The sequence below is a fragment of the Alsobacter ponti genome, from assembly GCF_024294805.1.
Lineage (GTDB): Bacteria > Pseudomonadota > Alphaproteobacteria > Rhizobiales > Beijerinckiaceae > Alsobacter > Alsobacter ponti.
This window is the reverse complement of sequence record NZ_JANCLU010000001.1, coordinates 142,858-162,013: the sequence shown is the minus strand read 5'-3', so window position 1 is coordinate 162,013 and position 19,156 is coordinate 142,858. Positions and strand designations below refer to the sequence as shown.

The following is a 19,156-nucleotide window of genomic DNA, read 5'->3' as shown; positions in this document are numbered from 1 at the left end:
CCGCCAGGCACAAAAAAAAGCCGTCGGGTCGAGCCGACGGCCTGCATGCCCTGTCGCTGTCGTCGTGGCGATCGCCGTGGGGCGCTTTTTCTCAAATCCAGCCCATCACGACCGCGCCGACAAGGGCGAACGCGGCGAACATCACCGCCATATTCAGCCGCTGGGTCAGAACCATGTTGGCCTCCGCTGGCTCTTAACGACCGGTTAAAAATACCACCTTTTCTGCGGTTCGCAACAGTCACTCTCCGGCAGGGGACCGTTGGAGGGCGATGAAGCAAGATGTTTCAGATTTAAACAGAGTTGTTCCGAGTGGTGTCCATGCGGCTTATTGCAACGCACACGCCGCGTTTCTCCCGATTTTTTCGAGTGTCCTCAATGGAATGCTCGTTTCCGCGGCCGGCGGCCCAGGGATGCCCAGTCTTATAGAAGAGTTGTTCAGGCGCGAACGATACGTTCCAGCCAGGCCGCCGCCCGCAGCGCCTGCGCGTCGCGGCCGAACGGCGCGACCACCTGGACGCCGACCGGCAGGCTATCCCCCGACACGAGGCCGGGGACGTTGACGCAGGGCGCGCCGAGCAGGGTCAGCAGCTTGTTGAAGCGGGGGTCGCCGGTGGTGGAGCGGTCGGGAGCGGCGCCCGGCGCGGAATAGGTCAGGATCGCGTCAACTCCGTGCTCCGCGAAGAAATCCTTGGCGGCGAGTCGCGCCCGGCGGGCCGCGCCGCGCACGGCGTCGTAGTCGCTCGCCCGGATCGACTGGGCCTCGTCGAGCAGGCCGCCGATGCGAGGCGGCAGGTCGGCCCGGCGGTTCAGATATTCCCACGCCATCGACACGCGGATTTCGTAGTTCTGCACCGTGCCGTGGATCGCCCACGCGTCCGCGAAGGGCCTCGGCAGGTCGATTTCGACCACGGTCGCGCCGGCCTTCTCCGCCAGCCGGGCTGCCTTCTCCAGCGCCGCCTCGCCTTCCGGGGCGGCGTCCCCCGCGAAACGCTGGCGCGCCAGCGCGAAACGGGGCGCGCCGGGGTCGTCGGGCAGGCGCATCTCGCGCCCGCTGATCGCCTCGAGCGCGTAGGCGCAGTCGGCCACGCTGGCGGCCATCAGGCCCAGCGTGTCCAGGGTCCACGCGGACGTCTTGAGGCCGACGGTCGGCAGCAGGCGGAACGAGGGCTTTATGGCCGCGACGCCGCAGAACGAGGCCGGGCGGATCACCGAGCCGCCGGTCTGCGTGCCGATGGCGAGCGGCACGAGCCCCGCCGCCACGGCGGCGGCCGAGCCCGAGGACGATCCGCCGGGCGTCCGGTCGGCGCGGTGCGGATTGAGAGTCGGCGCGGGATCGAGGAACGCGAACGCCGTCGTCTCGGTCTTCCCCACCACGGTCGCGCCGGCCATTTTGGCGAGCGAGACGATAGCGGCGTCCGCGCGCGGCCGCCAGCTTCCGTAGATCGCCTTGCAGCCCATCTCGGTCGGCAGGTCGGCGGTGTCGATGATGTCCTTCACGCCGAGCGCCACGCCGGCCAGCAGCCCATGCCCCGCGACGGCCGAGCGGTCGACGCTGGCGAAGGCCTTCAGCGCGCCGTCGCGCTCGCCGATCGCCTGCAGGGACTGGCGGATCGCGTCGGACGCGGACAGTTCGCCGGAGTCGATGCGGCGGCGAAGATCGAGAAGCGACAGCACGGGGGACGAGCCTTTCGTTGCGGGAGCGCGGCAGGATTGTGCGGCCGGCGCGGGGTCCGGGGGGCGAAGTGTGACCGGGAGCCGACGTTCGTCAAGCCTTTCAGCCCGGTTTGGGACTCCTCGCGAATCGATCGATTCAGCAGAGCTTAAACATGCGGGCGCAAGGTCGCCGCATGCGGCGTTCAGGCCTTCTACTCGCCATTGCTTCCGGCGTTCTCGCCCTTTTGTCGGGCTGCGGGCTGTTCAACTTCGAGCGGCGCGCGGCCTGGCGGGACGAGGCCGAGCAGGCCTGCCTGTCATCGAAGTCCGTCAAGATCTCGGCCTACGTCGAACCGGCGCGCGAAATCTCAGGTCCCGGCGCGTGCGGCATGCTGCAGCCGTTCCGCGTCGCGGCCCTCGGCGACGGCACGGTGGGCCTCACCAACAAGGCGGTGCTCGGCTGCCCGATGCTGACCGGCGTCGACCAGTGGCTGGCGGACGTCGTTCAGCCCGCCGCGGCGCTCTATTACGGCGCGCCCGTGGCCGAGTTGCGGGCCGGCTCCTATTCCTGCCGCAGCGTCAACAACCGGCTCGGCGGCCCGAAGTCCGAGCACGCCTTCGGCAACGCCATGGACGTGATGGCCTTCCGCCTCGCCGACGGGCGCGAGATCAACGTCGAGAAGGGCTGGCGCGGCCAGCCGCGCGACCAGGAATTCCTGCGCGAGGTGTTCGTCGGCTCCTGCCGCCACTTCACGACGGTGCTGGGCCCAGGCTCCGACGCGCAGCACTACAACCACTTCCACCTGGACCTCGCCCGCCACAGCCGCGGCCGGGTGATCTGCAAGCCCGTCATCAAGTTCGAACCGCGCCTCGACGCGCTCGCCTCCCGGGCGGCCACGCCGCGCCCGCAGCAGCCGGCGCTCTATCCCTCGGTGGCGAGCGGGGCGAACCCGATGATGCTCGCCCAGCCCTCCGAGGAGCCATACGATGGCGAGGCCGAGGGGGAGGTGGAGAGCGAGCCGGTGATGCCGACGGGGCCGCGCGGCTTCGACCCGTTCGCGCCGCGCCCGCCGGCCGCCGTGGGCCGCTGAGGCCGTCCGGCCCGCTTGTCATCGCTCCGGCGACCCATTACCCAACCGGAACCGGCGTCCCGGCCCATGCGGAGCCGTCGAACGGAGGAGGGGTCGATGAGCGGCATGTCGGGCGCTTCGCGCTGGGACTTCTGGATCGACCGCGGCGGCACCTTCACCGACATCGTGGGGCGCGACCCCGACGGCCGGCTGCACGCGCGCAAGCTGCTCTCCGAGAACCCCGAGGCCTATCGCGACGCCGCCGTGCAGGGCATTCGCGACCTGCTGGGCCTCGCGCCCGGCCAGCCGATCCCGCGCGGCCGCATCGGCGACGTGCGCATGGGAACCACCGTCGCGACCAACGCGCTGCTCGAGCGCAAGGGCGAGCGCACTTTGCTTGTCACCACAAAGGGCTTCCGGGACGCGCTCCGCATCGGCTACCAGGCGCGCCCGCGCATCTTCGCGCGACAGATCGTCAAGCCCGAGCAGCTTTACTCCGACGTCGTCGAGATCGACGAGCGCGTGCGCGCCGACGGGGCGGTGGAGAAGACGCCGGACCTCGACGTGGCGCGGCGCGAACTGGAGGCGGCCCGCGCGGCCGGGTTCGACGCCGTCGCCATCGTGTTCATGCACGCCTACCGCTACCCCGAGCACGAGCGGCTGGTGGCCGCCATCGCCCGCGACATCGGCTTCGCGCAGGTGTCGGTGAGCCACGAGGTCAGCCCGCTGATCAAGCTGGTCGGACGCGGCGACACCACGGTCGTGGACGCCTACCTCTCTCCCATTCTCGGCCGCTACGTGGCGCAGGTGGCGAGCGAGCTCGGCGTCGACGCGGCCGACCCCGAAGCGGGCTCTGGCGCGCGGCTGATGTTCATGATGTCGTCGGGCGGCCTCACCGCCGCCGACCTCTTCGCCGGCAAGGACGCCATCCTGTCCGGCCCGGCCGGCGGCGTGGTCGCTCTCGCCGAAACGGGGCGCGAGGCCGGCTTCGGCCGCGTCATCGGCTTCGACATGGGCGGCACCTCCACCGACGTGGCGCATTTCGACGGCGAGTACGAGCGCGCCTTCGAGACCGAGGTGGCGGGCGTGCGCATGCGCGCGCCGATGATGCTGATCCACACCGTCGCGGCCGGCGGCGGCTCGATCCTGCATTTCGACGGGTCCCGCTTCCGGGTCGGGCCCGATTCCGCCGGGGCCAATCCCGGCCCGGCCTGCTACCGGCGCGGGGGGCCGCTGGCGGTGACCGACGCCAACGTGATGCTGGGCAAGCTGCCGGCCCAGTGGTTCCCGCGCATCTTCGGGCCTGGCCAGGACCAGCCGCTCGACACCGAGACCGTGCGCGCGGCGTTCGATGCCATGGCGCAGGAGGTGAACGCCGCCACGCGCGAGGCCCGCGCCCCCGAGCAGATCGCCGACGGCTTCGTGCAGATCGCCGTCGCCAACATGGCGGAGGCGATCAAGAAGATCTCCGTGGCGCGCGGCTACGACGTGACGCAATACGCGCTCAACGCCTTTGGCGGCGCGAGCGGCCAGCATGCCTGCCTCGTCGCCGACGCGCTGGCGATGAAGACGGTGCTGATCCACCCGTTCTCGTCGCTTCTCTCGGCCTACGGCATGGGGCTCGCCGACATCCGCGCCTCGCGCCAGCAGGCGCTGGAGGTGAAGTTCGGCGCGCCCGCGCTGGCGTCGCTGAAGCGCGAGGCCGAGCGCCTGGGCGAGATCTGCCGGGACGAGGTCGCCGGACAGGGCGTCGACCGCGAGTCCATCGTCGTGCATGTGCGCGCCCACCTGCGCTACGCCGGCACCGACACCTCGCTGGAAACCCCGGTGGAGCCGGCCGGCGACGACGACGCGACGCTGGCTGCGATGACGGCGCATTTCCAGGCCGCCCATCGCGCGCGCTTCGGCTTCATCGACGAGACGAAGGAGCTCGTGGTGGAGGCCGTGTCGGTGGAGGCCGTGGGCGGCGGCGCCCGCTCGGCCGAGGCGGAGGCCGCCGTCGCGCCGGAACCGACGCCGGAGCCCGTCGAGCGCACCCGCTTCTACTCGCAGGGGCGCTGGCGCGACGCCGGCGTGTTCACCCGCGACCAGTTGCGCCCCGGGCACGCGGTGCGCGGCCCCGCCCTCGTCATCGAGCCGCACCAGACCGTTGTGGTGGAGGACGGCTGGCAGGCGGCGTTGACCGCCAAGAACCACCTCGTCCTGACTCGCGTCGTGCCGCTACCCCGCCGCAGCGCCGTCGGCACCTCGGCCGACCCGGTGATGCTGGAAATCTTCAACAACCTGTTCATGTCCATCGCCGAACAGATGGGCGTGACGCTGCAGAACACCGCCTATTCCGTGAACATCAAGGAGCGGCTCGACTTCTCCTGCGCGGTGTTCGACCGCGACGGCACGCTGGTCGCCAACGCCCCGCACATGCCGGTTCACCTCGGCTCGATGGACCGGTCCGTCGAGACCATCATCCGCATGAACGAGGGCCGCATCCGGCCCGGCGACGTCTTCATGCTCAACGCGCCCTACAATGGCGGCACCCATCTGCCCGACATCACCGTCTGCACGCCGGTGTTCGACGAGGCCGGCCGAGACATCCTGTTCTGGGTCGCGTCGCGCGGCCACCATGCCGACGTGGGCGGCGTCGCGCCGGGCTCGATGAGCCCGCTCGCCACCAATATCGAGGAGGAAGGCGTCTATATCGACAACTTCCAGATCGTCGAGCAGGGCCGGTTCCGCGAGGCCGAGACGGTCGCGCTGCTCACCGGCGCGCGCTACCCCGTGCGCAACGTCGTGCAGAACGTCAACGACCTCAAGGCGCAGATCGCGGCGAACGAGAAAGGCGTGCGCGAGCTGCGCAAGATGGTCGCCGAGTTCACGTTGCCCGTCGTGCACGCCTATATGGGCCACGTGCAGGACAACGCCGCCGAGAGCGTGCGCCGCGTGCTCGACCGGCTGCACGACTCCGAGTTCACCTACCCGATGGACCAGGGCTGCGCCATCAAGGTGCGCATCACCGTCGACAAGGCGCGCCGCGAGGCCACGGTCGACTTCACCGGCACCTCGCCGCAGCGCCCGGATAACTTCAACGCCCCCGCCCCGGTGACGCGCGCGGCTGTGCTCTACGTCTTCCGCGTGATGGTGGACGACGAGATCCCGATGAACGCCGGCTGCCTGCGGCCGATCCGCATCGTCGTCCCGCAGGGCTCGATGCTGTCGCCGGAGTACCCGGCCGCCGTGGTGGCCGGGAACGTCGAGGTGAGCCAGGCCGTCACCAACTGCCTGTTCGGCGCGCTGGGGGCGATGGCTGCCTCGCAGGGCACGATGAACAACCTCACCTTCGGCAACGACGAATACCAGTATTACGAGACGATCTGCTCGGGCTCGCCGGCCGGCCCTGGCTTCGACGGCACGCCGGGCGTGCACGTCCACATGACCAACTCACGGCTGACCGACCCGGAAGTGCTGGAATACCGCTTCCCGGTGCTGCTGGAGGATTTCCACATCCGCGCCGGCTCCGGCGGCAAGGGGCAGTGGAACGCCGGCGACGGCACAAGCCGCACGCTGCGTTTCCTCACGGGGATGGAGTGCGCCATCCTCTCGTCGCACCGCAAGGTGCGGCCGTTCGGGATGCTGGGCGGGGAGCCGGGCGAATGCGGCCGCACGCTCGTGCGCCGGCTGGACGGCCGCGTCGACGAGCTGGGCGGCTGCGACCAGACAAGGCTCGAGGCCGGAGAGGCGGTGACCGTGGTGACGCCGACGGGCGGCGGCTACGGCGACCCCAAGCTGCGCGGCTGAGGCGGGGCGGGGCGCGGGACGCCCCGCGTCCGATCAGTTGGCGAAGCGGAAGTGCAGGACGTCGCCGTCGGCGACGACGTAGTCCTTGCCTTCGAGCCGGAACTTGCCGGCGTCGCGCGCGCCACCCTCGCCCTTGCAGGCGATGTAGTCGTCATACGCGATCGTCTCGGCGCGGATGAAGCCCTTCTCGAAGTCCGTATGGATGACGCCGGCCGCCTGCGGGGCCTTCGTGCCCTTGGTGATGGTCCAGGCCCGCGCCTCCTTCGGCCCCACCGTGAAGTAGGTGACGAGGTGCAGCAGATCGTAGCCCGCGCGGATGACGCGGTTGAGGCCGGGCTCGTCGAGGCCGACGGCCTCCAGATATTCCGCCTGCTCCTCGGCGGAGAGCACGGCGATCTCGCTCTCGATCTGCGCCGACACCACCACCGCGACCGCGCCCTCTTCCTTGGCCCGCTCGAAGACGCGGGCGGAGAAGGCGTTGCCGTCGTGGGCGGAGGCCTCCTCGACGTTGCACACGTAGAGCACCGGCTTGGCGGTGAGCAGGTTGAGCATCTGGAACGTGCGCTCTTCCTCGGCGGAACGCTGGACGAGGCGGGCCGGCTGGCCTTCGCGCAGCAGGGCGAGGCAGCGGGTGACGATGTCGAGCTGCTCCTTCGCCTCCTTGTCGCCGCCGCGCGCCTTCTTCTCCAGCGCGACGACGCGCTTCTCGAGACTCTCGAGGTCGGCGAGCATCAGCTCGGTCTCGATCGTCTCGATGTCGGCGACCGGGTCGATGCGGCCCTCGACATGGGTGATGTCGCCGTTCTCGAAGCAGCGCACGACATGGGCGATGGCGTCCACCTCGCGGATGTTGGCGAGGAACTGGTTGCCGAGCCCTTCCCCCTTCGACGCGCCGCGCACGATGCCGGCGATGTCGACGAAGGTGATGCGCGTCGGAATGATCTGCGCGGAACCCGCGATGGCGGCGAGCTTGTCGAGCCGGGGATCGGGCACGGCGACGTCGCCGACATTCGGCTCGATGGTGCAGAACGGGTAGTTGGCCGCCTGCGCCGCCGCCGTCTGCGTCAGCGCGTTGAAGAGGGTCGACTTGCCGACGTTCGGCAGGCCGACGATGCCGCATTTGAAGCCCATGGGAGGTCCGGTCCGGATGTGAAGCTGTTGGCCAGCCTTGTGGTGGGGAACGGCGGAAAAGGCAAGCTCAGGCGCGGTCCTTGACGCCCTTCACCTCGCCCCAGCCGCGCCCCTCCATGGCCAGGTGAACCTTGTTCTGGAAGCTGGCGTCCTCGCCGCGGGCGAGAAGTTCGGCGGCGTCGGCGCAGGCGCGGCACAAATCCTCGACCCAGGGCTGCTCGGACTTGGCGAAGTCGCTCAGCACGTAGGGATGCACCAGCGTCTTGTCGCCCGGGTGGCCGATGCCCATGCGGGCGCGCCGGTAGTCGTTGCCGCACTGCGCGGTGATAGAGCGCAGCCCGTTGTGCCCGGCGTTGCCTCCGCCGGCCTTCATGCGCAGCTTGGCGGGCGGCAGGTCGAGCTCGTCGTGGAACACGACGACGTCGGCGAGCGGAATCTTGAAGAAGCGCATCGCTTCCGCCACCGAGCGGCCGGACTCGTTCATGAACGTCTCGGGCCGCAGCAGCAGCACCCGCTCGCCGCCGATGGTCGCTTCGGTGGCCTCGCCCTGGAAACGGCGCCGCCACGGGCCGGCGCGGTGGACGCGGGCGATCTCATCGACCGCCATGAAGCCGATATTGTGCCGGTTGCCGGCGTAGCGCGCGCCCGGATTCCCCAGGCCGACGAACAGCAGCATGGCTCCACTCCCAACGAAAAGAGCCCCGCGGCATGCGCCGCGGGGCTCTCCGGACGACGGATCGTCCCCTTACTTCTTGGCGGCCGGAGCGGCGGCCGGGGCGGCCGGCGCGGTGGCGGGGGCCGCGGCCGCGGTGGCCTCGGCCTCGCGCATGCCCGACGGCGCGACCACGGTGATGACCGTGAAGTCGCGGTCAGCGATCACCGGGCGGCAGCCTTCCGGCAGCTTGATCGCCGAGATGTGCAGCGAGTCGTTGATCTCGTAGCCGGTCAGGTCGGCCGTGATCGAATCCGGGATGTTGTCGGCCGGCACCCACATCTCCACCGTGTGGCGGACGATGTTGAGCGTGCCGCCGCGCTTCAGGCCGGGCGAAGCCTCCTGGCCGACGATGTGCACGGGCACCTCAACACGCAGCTCCTGGCCCGCCTTCACGCGCAGGAAGTCGACGTGCAGCGGGAAGTCGCGCACCGGATCGAGCTGATAGTCGCGCGGCAGGACGCGGGTCTTCTCGCCGTCGACGTCGATTTCGAACGGCGTCGTCAGGAAGTGACCGGCGAAGATGAGCTGATAGGTGGACTTGTAGTCGAGCGAGATCGCGACGGGCGCTTCTCCGCCGCCGTAGATCACGGCGGGAACGCGGCCCTCACGACGAACGGCGCGAGCGGCCCCCTTGCCGCCAGCCGCCCGCTTCGAAGCCAGGATCTGCTTCACTGCGGTGGACATGGGTTTCTCCAAAACAAAATCAGTCCCGCGGCACGCCGTCTCCGGGCGCATCGGGACTTGGGTGGGCCGCTCTCCTCCAAGGGTGCAGGGCGGCGCAGGGGTCTATAGGGGAAAAGCCCCGGCGGAGCAAGACGCCGGCGGGCAAAGTAGAACGAGGGTGGGACCCGGCCGGCGGCCGGGTCCCCTCGCCTTCAGTGATTGAGCATTCAGTGATTGACGATGGAGCTCCGCAGGCTGCCGAGCATCGTCATCACTTCCTTCTTCTCGCGGGCGGGCACCTTGAACTTGTCGAGCGCCTTGACGACGTTCTGCGCCAGCGCGTCGAAGTCCTTGTTCTTCAGGTGCATGCCGGTGTGGGCGGCGACCATGTCCTGGCCCTTGTACTTGCAGGGGCCGCCGCTCGCCTCGCACAGGAAGTCGACGAGCTGCCCGGCGAACGCCTCGGGTTTCGTGTTCGCGAAATACTTGTTGATCCGCTTGTCCTTCGAGGTGATCGCCCACAGCTCGCCGACGACGGCCTCGAGCGCGGGCTTGCCGCCCAGGCGGTCGTAAAGCGTCTTGTCGGCCGCGAAGGCCGACGAGCCGAGAGCCAGGGCGATGACGACGGCGGCGGCGGCGCGACGGTGCAAATTGATCAAAGAAAACATGGGTTCCTCCAATGCTCGATGGGAGCCGAAGGAGGAATCTCACAACCGCGCGGTTTCCGTCTGTAACGAGGTCACCGAACGTGCTGGGCAGCTACGGCGACGGGCCGGCTAGAGGCCGGGGCCCTCAGTCGAACAGGCTCGACACGCTTTCTTCCAGCGCGGTGCGGCCGATGGCCTCGCCGAGCAGCGACGCGACCGAGATGACGCGGATGTTGCGCGCCACCTTCACCGCCTCGGTCGGCTGGATGGAGTCCGTCAGCACCAGCGTCTTGAGCTTGGAGGCGGCGATGCGCGCCACCGCGCCGCCGGAGAGCACGCCGTGGGTGATGTAGGCGTGGACTTCCTTGGCGCCCTCCTTGAGGAGCGCGTCGGCGGCGTTGCACAGCGTGCCGCCGGAATCGACGATGTCGTCGACGAGGATGCAGGTGCGGCCTTCCACCTCGCCGATGATGTTCATCACCTCGCTTTCGCCGGCGCGCTCGCGGCGCTTGTCGACGATGGCGAGCGGCGCGTCGATGCGCTTGGCGAGGGCGCGGGCGCGCACCACGCCGCCGACGTCCGGCGACACGACCATGAGGTTGGAGAGGTCCATCCGCTCCTTGACGTCGCGGACCATGACGGGCGCGCCGAACAGATTGTCGGTCGGGATGTCGAAGAAGCCCTGGATCTGCCCGGCGTGCAGGTCGACCGTCAGCACGCGGTCGGCGCCGGCCTCGGTGATGAGGTTGGCCACCAGCTTGGCCGAGATCGGGGTGCGCGGCCCCGCCTTGCGGTCCTGGCGCGCGTAGCCGAAATACGGGACCACGGCGGTGATGCGGCGCGCCGAGGCGCGGCGCAGGGCGTCGATGAGGATCAGGAGCTCCATCAGATGGTCGTTCGCGGGGAACGACGTCGACTGGATGATGAAGACGTCCTGTCCGCGGACGTTCTCCTGGATCTCGACGAAGATCTCCATGTCCGCGAAGCGCCGCACCTGGCACTTGGCGAGGGGCACTTCGAGATAGGCGGCGATGGCGTCGGCCAGAGCCCGGTTCGAATTGCCCGCTACGAGTTTGATCGCAGCCTTCATGGGGTCCGCTCCGGTATTTCGGTTCGCAACGACAAGAAGCGGAGCCAGCGCCAGCGATGCAGCCCGCAGGGCGCTCTTAGCAGCCTGAAAGCGGCCAAACAAGCATGGGCTCTTGCGGAATTCGCATGAGCACTGTGAAAAAACGCCGCCCCCGTGGGCGGCGCATCACGGCTCGACCGCGCTGAAGCCGAGGGCGCGCGACGATGCGCCCGCGACGGCCGTCGTGCCGCCCTGATTCTGGCCCGCCGCCAGGAAACTCGCGACCTCGTTCATGCTGTCGGCGGCGGCCTTGGCGATCTGCGTTTCGCCGATCTGCAACCACGGGTCGCTCGACTGGCCCTTGGCGACGGTGGTCGTGGAGACGCGCTGGGCGCGCTTCTTGGAGGAGTCGAACACGTCCCACACGAAGGCCAGGGTCGTTTCGCCGTCCTCGCTGGGATAGGCCGTGAGGTAGCCCTGGAGGCGGTAGCGCGGCTGCGCTTCGCTGGACACGATCTCGATGCGCCTGGCCGAGGCCTGGCTGTTCACCTCGGCCATGACCTTGCTCAGCACCGGCTCCGGCGCGCCTTCCAGCGTGTCGAACGCGACGGGCACGCCCGGGGCCTGCACGGCGGAGGCGGTCTGCAGGCCTTGCTGGCAGGCGGACAGGAGGAGCGCGCCGGCGATGGCGCCGCCGGCCGCGGCGAGGCGGCGGACCGTTCTGGCGTGCTGGCGCATGAGCCCCTCCCCGGTCTGGCAGCCCCCTCCGGGCAGCCACTCCTTAAACAAAGATTAACGTCAGCGAAGCATCAGGTCCAGCTTCGCCGCGTTCAAGGTTAACGCGCCTTCGGCCGTCACGAGGTAGGTGCGGCCGAGACACATCGCCGTCTCGGTCTCGGAATCCATCAGGATCATGTGGGCGAACATCACCATTCCGGGTTCGATCACCCAGGGGTTGCTGGCGTAGAACATCGGAGGATCCATCCACGACGGGGTGAATTTCGCGCCGAGCGAATATCCGCAGGCGTTGAGCCGATGGCTCGCCAGGCCGTGCGCGTCGAACACCCGCGTATGCGCGTCGAACACGTCGCCGGCCGTCGCGCCGGGCTTCAGCGCCGCCTCGCAGGCCAGCAGCGCCTCCCGCGCCGCCGCGTGATAGCGCAAATGAAGCGGGCGGGGTTCGCCCACCACCACGGTGCGCATGATCGCGGCGTGGTAGTGCCGGTACGCTCCGGCGAACTCGAGCGTGAGCTGGTCGTTACCGGCAAGGCGGCGGCGGCCCGACTTGTAGCGGCACAGGAGGGCGTCACGGTCCGAGCCGATGATGAACTCGTTGCCGGGATAGTCGCCGCCGGCCGCGAAGATGGCCGCGTGCTGCGCGGCGAGAATCTCCCCCTCGTCCGCGCCGGCCCGCGCCGCCCCGAGCGCCGCCGCGTCCGCGAGGTCCGACAACTCGGCCGCCTTGCGGACATAGGCGATTTCCGCCTCAGACTTGACGGCGCGCAGGCGCGGCACGACGTCGGAACCATCGACCAGCGTCGCCACACCCTCCATCGCCGCTTCCAGCCGCTTTCCGTTGAAATGGGTCAGGCCGTAGCTGTCGTACTCGACGCCGAGGCGGCGGCCCTGCCCGGCGAGATCGCGGATCATTGCGGCCGTGTCGCGCGTCGGGTCGGCGTCGGCGGCGTCGCGCCAGATGCGGATGTCGCGGAGGATCGAGGTGTGCTGCGCCTGCCGCAGGTCGGCGGAGCGCGTCAGCAGCGCCATGCGCCCGTCCGCCCCCACGTAGAGGCACTGGTAAAAGCAGAAGCCGAACGAGTCGTAGCCGGTCAGCCAGTAATGGCTTTCCTGGGCGAAGAGCAGCATGCCGTCGAGGCCGCGCGCCTGCATGGCGGCCTGCAAGCGAACGAGGCGCGACGCGAATTCCTGCTGCGTGAAATGAAGGGCCATGATGCGTCTGTTCCCGGGATTGACCGGGCGGCAAGGTGGCGCGCCGGATGCCCCGCGTCCAGCCCCCGCGAAACCCCGCCTTCGTAACATTCCGGCTTCACCTCCCCGGCGCAGCACCCTACATCTGGCGCATGAGCCGCCCTCCCAAGACCCCCGATTCCGCGCCGCCGCCTCCTAGGCGGCTGGCGCCGGCGGACGATACGCCGCCGGACGGCTTCGACACCGACTTCGACGAGACCGACGAGGCGGACGAAGGCGAGAGCGAGGTCGCCGAGGCCGATTCGGGCGCCTCGCTCGACTTCGACGAGGCGACGGGCGGCGCCCGCCTGAAGGCCGGCGTCGCCGTGATCCGGCATTTCTGGCACACCCTGCCGAACGGGCCGGGTGTCTACCGCATGCTCGATTCGGCCGGCGACGTTCTCTATGTCGGCAAGGCGCGGAGCCTGAAGAAGCGGGTGGCCTCCTACGCCCGAGGCATCGGGCACGGCAACCGCATCGCCCGGATGATCTCCGAGACGGCGGCGATGGAATTCGTCACCACGGAGACGGAAACCGAGGCGCTGCTGCTGGAGGCCAACCTCATCAAGCAGCTGAAGCCGCGCTTCAACGTGCTGCTGCGCGACGACAAGTCGTTCCCCTACATTTTCATCACCGGCGACCACGTGTCGCCGCAGCTGACCAAGCACCGCGGCGCGCGCAACCGGCCGGGCGACTATTTCGGCCCGTTCGCGAGCGTGTGGGCCGTCAACCGCACGCTCAGCGCGCTGCAGCGCGCCTTCCTGCTGCGCAGCTGCTCCGATTCCTATTACGAGAACCGCACCCGGCCTTGCCTGCTGCACCAGATCAAGCGCTGCGCCGGGCCGTGCACCGGCGAGGTCGGGCACGTCGAGTACGCCCGCCTCGTGGCGCAGGCGCGCGACTTCATGCGCGGCAAGAGCCAGGGTGTTAAGCAGGCGCTCGCCGCCGAGATGCAGAAGGCGTCGGACGACCTGGAGTTCGAGCGCGCGGCGCGTTACCGCGACCGCCTCGCCGCGCTGAGCGCGATCCAGTCGAGCCAGGACATCAACCCCAGGACCGTCGAGGAGGCCGACGTGTTCGCGCTTCACGAGGAAGCGGGACAGTTCTGCATCGAGGCGTTCTTCTTTCGCAATTTCCAGAACTGGGGCAATCGCGCCTATTTCCCCAAGGCGGATCGGTCGACCCCGGCCGCCGAGGTGCTGGGCGCGTTCGTGGCGCAGTTCTACGACGACAAGCCGACACCCCGCCTCGTGCTGCTGTCGCAGGACATCGACGACCGCGACCTGCTGCAGGACGCGCTGGGCGCGAGGTCCGGTTTCAAGGTCGAGGTCGCCGTTCCCCGGCGCGGCGAGAAGCGGGATCTCGTGGAGCACGCCTGCACCAACGCCCGCGAGGCGCTGGGCCGCAAGCTGGCCGACACGTCGTCGCAGCAGAAGCTGCTCGCCGCCCTGGCCCAGGCGTTCGGCGTCGCGGGGACGATCCGCCGCGTCGAGGTGTACGACAACTCCCACATCATGGGCTCGAACGCGGTCGGCGCGATGATCGTGGCTGGGCCGCAGGGGTTCTCGAAGACCCACTACCGCACGTTCAATATCCGCTCCGAGGAGCTCACGCCTGGCGACGATTTCGGCATGATGCGCGAGGTGCTGACGCGCCGCTTCGGGCGTCTCGTCAAGGAAGCGCCGCGCGATTCGGCGGGCGGCGAGGCGACGGAGATGCCGGCCTGGCCGGACCTCGTGCTGATCGACGGCGGCAAAGGGCAGCTGGAAGCCGCCCGCGAGGCGCTTGCCGGGGTGGGCGTCACGGACGTTCCGCTCGTCGGCGTCGCCAAGGGGCCGGACCGCGACGCGGGGCGCGAAACCTTCTTCGTGCCGGGCCGCGACCCGTTCAAGCTCGCACCCCGCGATCCCGCGCTCTACTTCATCCAGCGCCTGCGCGACGAGGCGCACCGCTTCGCCATCGGCGCCCACCGGGCCAAGCGCAAGCGCGAGTTCACCAAGAGCCCGCTCGACGAGATTTCCGGCATCGGCCCCGCCCGCAAGCGCGCTTTGCTGCTGCATTTCGGCACGGCCAAGGCCATCGCGCGCGCCTCGCTCGACGACCTCGCCACCGCGCCCGGCGTCAACATGGCGACGGCGCGGGCGGTGTACGACTTCTTTCACGACGGGCGCGGCTGACGCCCGGGCCCGGTCCGCCATGCCGGCGCGGCGGTTGACCTCGCCCGCCGCGCCATGTTCATTCGAGACCTCATGACCCTGGCGACCAACATGCGGCGGGCTAACCCCTTCAACCTTCCCAACGTGCTCACCTACGGGCGCGTCGCGGCCGTGCCGCTGGTCGTCGTATGCATGTACTATCCGGACGAGTTCTGGATGCGGTGGACGGCGCTCGCCGTGTTCATCGCGGCGGGAATCACCGATTTCTTCGACGGCTACCTGGCCCGCGCCTGGTCGCAGCAATCGACCCTGGGTCGCATGCTCGACCCCATTGCCGACAAGCTTCTGGTGGCCGCGACTCTGCTGATGCTGGTGGCGGACCGCACGATCAGCGGGTGGTCGCTCTGGGCCGCCATCGTCATCCTGTCGCGCGAGATCCTCGTCTCGGGACTGCGCGAATATCTGGCCGAACTGCGCGTCAGCGTGCCCGTGTCGACCGTGGCGAAGTGGAAGACCACGTTGCAGCTCGTGGCGCTCGGCTTCCTGATCGCCGGGCCGGCCGGCGAGGCGGTGCTTCCCGGCACGCTCGCGACCGGCCTGATCCTGCTCTGGATCGCCGCCCTGCTGACGCTCTACACGGGCTGGGACTATTTCCGCGCGGGCATCCACCACATCGTCGATCACGGCGCGTGAGGCCCCGGAGGACGCCATGAAACTCGTCTATTTCGCCTGGGTGCGCGAGCGCATCGGCAAGCCCGAGGAAGAGCTGTCGCCGCCGGCCGAGGTGCGCACCGTCGCCGAGCTCGCGGCGTGGCTGGCCGGGCGGGGCGAGGAATACGCCTACGCCTTCGAGAACCCGGGTATCGTGCGCGCGGCGATCGACCGCAAGCACGTCAAGCCCGACGCGCCGATCGCCGGGGCGCGGGAGATCGCGTTCTTCCCGCCGATGACGGGCGGCTGAGCGGGAGGGCGCGATGGATTGCCCGATCACGGTCCGCATCCAGCCCGGTCCCTTCGACGCCGCCGCGGAGGCGGCGCGGCTCTCCGCCGGCCGCACGGACGTCGGGGCCGTCGTGACGTTCACCGGCCTGTGCCGCGCCGAGGCGGGCCGGCTGGCCGCGCTCGAGCTGGAGCACTATCCCGGCATGGCCGAGGAGGAAATTCGGCGTGTCGCCGAGGAGGCGGCATCGCGCTGGCCGCTGATGGGCGTCACCGCCATCCACCGGCACGGCCGCATTCCGCCGGGCGGCGACATCGTCCTGGTCGTCACGGCCTCGGCCCACCGCAAGGCGGCGTTCGAGGCGGCCGAGTTCCTGATGGATTATTTGAAGACGCGCGCTCCTTTCTGGAAGAAGGAGCACCACGTCGACGGCAGCGAGGGTGATTGGGTCGCCGCGACGGACGCGGACGACCGCGCCGCCGAGCGCTGGCGGCGCTAGAGCCGACGCTTCAGCACGGCCGCGTATCGCGTGGCCTCGGCGCGCAGGCGCTTTTCCTCGGCTGATCCCGCCAGGCCATCCGCCGCCATCGTCGCCGCGCCAAGCTGGAAGGCCGCGTAGCAGGGCAGCAGAAAAGCGAGCAGGTCGCGCGAAACCTCCCGTCCCGCCCGCCCGCCGACGCGCTCGCACAGCCCCGACAGCTCTCGCTCCGTCAGCTTGAACTCGACCGCCGCGCCGGCGACGTCCCAGCCAATGTCCTGGCAGCCGATCAGGTCGTGCGCGGCGCAATGATCCACGGCGTCGGTCTTCACGATCGCGTCACCGCCGACGACGAGCCACTCATGCGCGTGCATGCGGTTGTCCGTCGCCACGCGCCGAACCGCGCGCTCCAACTCCGGCAGGCGGGCACGCCACCGCGCGAGACGGCGGGCGGCTTCGGGGCCCAGCGCGAGCCCGGCGTTGCGCTCGGCCATGACGGACAGCTCCGCCAGGCTCGCGCCCCACTCCGGCCCGGCGGGGAACGACAGCGCCCGGAAGCCGAGATACTCGCCTACGCGCGCCAGCAGCCTGGGCCGCAGCGGACCCTCGTTATCGACCGGCCGCGCCCCCTCGATCCATTCCCGCACCAAGAAGCCGTTCCGCAGCCCGGAAGGCGGCGGCGTAAAGCAGGCCTCGCCGAGCACGCGGGCGCGGGCGAACGCCGCCTCCCCCGCTTCGCCGAGCCCCGCGAACTTCAGGAGCCAGGCCCTTCCGCCCGCCCGCAGCAGATATTTGCGCCGCTCCTGCGCCACGTTGGCCGCCGGCCAGTCGCTCTCCGACGGGAAGGCGCGCTCCCGCCACGCGCCGCCCGACACATCCTCGAGCGGCGACTGAGGTCCGCCCGTGAGGTCGCCGACCCAGGAGCCCAGGCGCGGCAGGACGGCGTCCTCGAAGCTCACGACATGCCGCGACAGCGTCTCCCAGCGCGCGCGGTGCGCCGGGTCGGCCTGAGGCCCCGGCGGCCCGGCGTGGCTCGGGAACAGGTGGATGCGCTCGCGCGCGACGCCGTGAGCCTCCAGCCAGTCGACGACGCAGCCGAACGAGCTGCCGGACAGGCCCGGCCCTTCGTCGACCACCGCGAACGCGGCGTCGACATCGGCCAGAAGCCAGGCGGACAGGCGCGGCCCGATGGCGAGTTCGCGCCGGAACGGATCGCCGTGCGGGCGCAGCGTGACGGCGCGAGCCCCGAGCGCGGCGGCGACCATGGCGGCGAGCCCCGTTCCGATGCTGCGCAGGCCGATGACACGGGTGCGCGGCCTCAGGCCGGACGTCAGCGCCGCGAGCCCGTAGCTCTCGGGATAGAGGGCATAGAACGCGTAGCCCTCCGCCTTCCGGCACGACACCGTTTCCGGCACATCGAGCGCCGCCAGGCTGGCGAAGCGGCGTCGCGCCTCGCCCTCACCGTCGGCCGTCTCCGAGCCGCGCCACGAGTCGAGCAGGCCGCGCGCCAGCACGGTCAGGAGGTCGAGGACGCCGTCGGAGGCGGGGTCGGTCTCGTCCTGCCCGTCGCGATGGAACGCGGCGTCGGCGATGCCCTGGGCGAGTTCGGCGACTGACAGGAACGCGGTCACGCGCTCGGAATGGCGCAGCGCCGCCACGGCGGCGTCGGCCCGGCGCCAGCGCTCGGCGGCGGCGGCGAGCGCTTCGCGGGTCGAGCGGGTGAATGCGGCGTCGCCGTAGACCAGCATTCAGCCGATCCCGGCGGCAAGAAAAAGGGCCACGAGCGGGCTTCCGGTGGGTTTCGCCCACCAACGCCCCGCTCGCGGCCCCGGTTTCTTTCGGCCGGCGCGCCAGCTCCTATCGGATCAGGCGGCCTTGGCCTTCGGATTCACCTCGGCCGTGTAGTCCTCGATCAGCTGGCGCGAGATGGCGCCGGGGGTGAAGCGGTACGGGCCGATCTCCGACACGGGGCTCACCTCGGCGGCCGTGCCGACGATGAAGCATTCCTCGAAGCTCGCCAGCTCATCCGGCATGATCCGGCGCTCGACGACCTCGATGCCGCGGCGCTTGGCGAGATCGATCACCGTCCGGCGGGTGATGCCGTCCAGGAAGCAGTCGGCGGTCGGCGTGTGAATCACCCCGCCCTTCGTGAAGAGCACGTTGGCGCCGGTGCATTCGGCCACGCGGCCCTGCCAGTCGAGCATCAGCGCGTCGGCGTAGCCCTTTCTTTCGGCGGCATGCTTGGAAAGCGTGGCGATCATGTAGAGGCCCGCCGCCTTGGCGTCATGCGGGGCCGTCCTGGGGTCCGGACGACGCCATTCGGCAATGTCGAGGCGGATGCCGCGCATCTTCTGCGCGACGTCGAACATGGACGGCCACTCCCACACCGCGATGGCGACGTGGATCTTGGAGTGCTGGGCGGCGACCGCCATCATTTCGCTGCCGCGCCACGCGACGGGGCGGACATAGCAGTTCACCAGGCCGTTCCGGGCGATGATCTCGGCCTTGGCGGCGTCGATCTCGGCAACGGAGTACGGGATCTTGAAATCGAGGATTTCGGCCGAGCGGTGGAACCGCTGCGAGTGCTCGGTGCTCTTGAAGATGACGCCGCCATAGGCGCGCTCGCCTTCGAACACGGACGAGCCGTAATGCAGGCCGTGCGTGAGTACATGGAGCTTCGCGTCCGCCCAGGGCACGATCTGGCCGTTGAACCAGATGTAACCTTCACGCTGATCGAACGGGATGACGGACATGGTTTCGCTCCTTGGATCGGTGTTCGCGGCGCGCTGGGTTCTTTCCTTTCGCCGCGAGGCCTTGACGAGTAACAATCAAGCTGAAATATGTCAACATGACTGACGTAACCGGGGACACTGC

16 protein-coding genes are annotated in these 19,156 nt (G+C 69.8%); 6 read left to right on the top strand and 10 right to left on the bottom strand.

Annotated features, from left to right (window positions below; translation table 11 throughout):
* Positions 1 to 435: 435 nt before the first annotated feature.
* Complete coding sequence (locus tag NK718_RS00835; protein ID WP_254737601.1) at positions 436 to 1,674, bottom strand: amidase; 1,239 nt, start codon at positions 1,672 to 1,674, stop codon at positions 436 to 438.
* Between the two features lie 173 nt (positions 1,675 to 1,847).
* Between NK718_RS00835 and NK718_RS00830 the strand changes: the two genes are divergently transcribed.
* The gene (locus NK718_RS00830) at positions 1,848 to 2,744 is read left to right on the top strand and encodes an extensin-like domain-containing protein (RefSeq protein WP_254737599.1); all 897 of its coding nucleotides are present in this window, start codon (positions 1,848 to 1,850) and stop codon (positions 2,742 to 2,744) included.
* A gap of 105 nt (positions 2,745 to 2,849) precedes the next feature.
* Complete coding sequence (locus tag NK718_RS00825; protein ID WP_254738200.1) at positions 2,850 to 6,515, top strand: hydantoinase B/oxoprolinase family protein; 3,666 nt, start codon at positions 2,850 to 2,852, stop codon at positions 6,513 to 6,515.
* Between the two features lie 33 nt (positions 6,516 to 6,548).
* Here the strand turns inward: NK718_RS00825 and ychF are convergent, their stop codons facing one another.
* From ychF to NK718_RS00790, 7 genes are all read right to left on the bottom strand, one after another.
* Positions 6,549 to 7,646, bottom strand: coding sequence for a redox-regulated ATPase YchF (gene ychF / locus NK718_RS00820; RefSeq protein ID WP_254737597.1), 1,098 nt, complete (start codon positions 7,644 to 7,646; stop codon positions 6,549 to 6,551).
* Between the two features lie 67 nt (positions 7,647 to 7,713).
* Positions 7,714 to 8,322, bottom strand: a complete 609-nt coding sequence (gene pth, locus NK718_RS00815; protein ID WP_254737584.1) for an aminoacyl-tRNA hydrolase — start codon at positions 8,320 to 8,322, stop codon at positions 7,714 to 7,716.
* A gap of 69 nt (positions 8,323 to 8,391) precedes the next feature.
* Positions 8,392 to 9,045: a 50S ribosomal protein L25/general stress protein Ctc gene (locus NK718_RS00810; protein WP_254737581.1), complete on the bottom strand. Its 654-nt coding sequence runs from the start codon at positions 9,043 to 9,045 to the stop codon at positions 8,392 to 8,394.
* 206 nt (positions 9,046 to 9,251) lie between these two features.
* A complete protein-coding gene (locus NK718_RS00805) occupies positions 9,252 to 9,692 on the bottom strand; it encodes a group I truncated hemoglobin (protein ID WP_254737578.1) in 441 nt (146 codons plus the stop codon).
* Between the two features lie 124 nt (positions 9,693 to 9,816).
* Entirely contained in the window at positions 9,817 to 10,761 is a 945-nt protein-coding gene (locus tag NK718_RS00800) for a ribose-phosphate pyrophosphokinase (RefSeq protein ID WP_254737575.1), read from the bottom strand.
* Positions 10,762 to 10,926: 165 nt separating this feature from the next.
* Positions 10,927 to 11,478: a hypothetical protein gene (locus NK718_RS00795; RefSeq protein ID WP_254737572.1), complete on the bottom strand. Its 552-nt coding sequence runs from the start codon at positions 11,476 to 11,478 to the stop codon at positions 10,927 to 10,929.
* Positions 11,479 to 11,538: 60 nt separating this feature from the next.
* Positions 11,539 to 12,690: a M24 family metallopeptidase gene (locus NK718_RS00790; protein WP_254737568.1), complete on the bottom strand. Its 1,152-nt coding sequence runs from the start codon at positions 12,688 to 12,690 to the stop codon at positions 11,539 to 11,541.
* Between the two features lie 131 nt (positions 12,691 to 12,821).
* Between NK718_RS00790 and uvrC the strand changes: the two genes are divergently transcribed.
* The 4 genes from uvrC (at position 12,822) to NK718_RS00770 (ending at position 16,303) form a co-directional block, all read left to right on the top strand.
* Positions 12,822 to 14,885, top strand: coding sequence for an excinuclease ABC subunit UvrC (gene uvrC / locus NK718_RS00785; RefSeq protein ID WP_254737563.1), 2,064 nt, complete (start codon positions 12,822 to 12,824; stop codon positions 14,883 to 14,885).
* A 72-nt stretch (positions 14,886 to 14,957) separates the two neighbouring features.
* Entirely contained in the window at positions 14,958 to 15,557 is a 600-nt protein-coding gene (gene pgsA, locus NK718_RS00780; RefSeq protein ID WP_254737561.1) for a CDP-diacylglycerol--glycerol-3-phosphate 3-phosphatidyltransferase, read from the top strand.
* A 16-nt stretch (positions 15,558 to 15,573) separates the two neighbouring features.
* Positions 15,574 to 15,825, top strand: coding sequence for a molybdopterin converting factor subunit 1 (gene moaD, locus NK718_RS00775; protein ID WP_254737559.1), 252 nt, complete (start codon positions 15,574 to 15,576; stop codon positions 15,823 to 15,825).
* Between the two features lie 13 nt (positions 15,826 to 15,838).
* The gene (locus NK718_RS00770) at positions 15,839 to 16,303 is read left to right on the top strand and encodes a molybdenum cofactor biosynthesis protein MoaE (RefSeq protein WP_254737557.1); all 465 of its coding nucleotides are present in this window, start codon (positions 15,839 to 15,841) and stop codon (positions 16,301 to 16,303) included.
* Here the strand turns inward: NK718_RS00770 and NK718_RS00765 are convergent.
* Both NK718_RS00765 and NK718_RS00760 read right to left on the bottom strand, forming a co-directional pair.
* The gene (locus NK718_RS00765) at positions 16,300 to 18,030 is read right to left on the bottom strand and encodes a hypothetical protein (RefSeq protein ID WP_254737555.1); all 1,731 of its coding nucleotides are present in this window, start codon (positions 18,028 to 18,030) and stop codon (positions 16,300 to 16,302) included. The genes NK718_RS00770 and NK718_RS00765 overlap by 4 nt on opposite strands.
* Positions 18,031 to 18,147: 117 nt before the next feature.
* Positions 18,148 to 19,035 carry a branched-chain amino acid aminotransferase gene (locus NK718_RS00760; RefSeq protein WP_254737553.1) on the bottom strand — a complete coding sequence of 296 codons (888 nt, stop codon included), beginning with the start codon at positions 19,033 to 19,035 and terminating at the stop codon, positions 18,148 to 18,150.
* Between the last annotated feature and the right edge of the window lie 121 nt (positions 19,036 to 19,156).